A 452-nucleotide genomic window follows, 5' to 3' on the forward strand; every position below is an offset into this window, starting at 1 on the left:
GGTAGGGGTATCCAGGCCAAAACTAATACTTGGCGCAATACCTGCACGTTTATATTCAGTACCGTCTTTTTGACCGGCTTTTTCATTATGATGACCCATCACCGCCACACGTGCTGCAACACCATTACCAAAATCTTTATTACCATCTAAGGTAATACGTGCTTAGCTGTCAGTGCCTCCAGCAACAGAACCTTCTAAAGAATACCCTGCTTTGGCAACTTTAGAAATCATGTTAATGCTACCACCAGTGGTCCCTGCACCGCCCATAGCAGAAGCCGAACCTTTGGTGACTTCAACCTGTTCTACAGCAAACATTTCACGATTTTGCGAAGTTGCACTACGAATTCCATCTACATACATTGAGCTTTCAGAGTTATAACCACGGATAAATGGACGATCACCATTCGGGTTGCCACCTTCACCGGCACCAAGGGTAATACCTGGTACAGTAC

Annotated in this window: 1 protein-coding gene; it reads right to left on the minus strand. The window is 45.4% G+C overall.

All coding sequences use genetic code 11. The features are described from left to right. Nucleotides 1-162: 162 nt before the first annotated feature. Nucleotides 163-452: TonB-dependent receptor plug domain-containing protein (locus ER639_RS12395; protein WP_205757721.1), on the minus strand; the 290-nt coding region annotated here is incomplete at its 5' end.

This window comes from Macrococcus sp. DPC7161 (assembly GCF_004117835.1).
In the GTDB taxonomy this organism is placed as follows: Bacteria; Bacillota; Bacilli; order Staphylococcales; family Staphylococcaceae; genus SDSC01.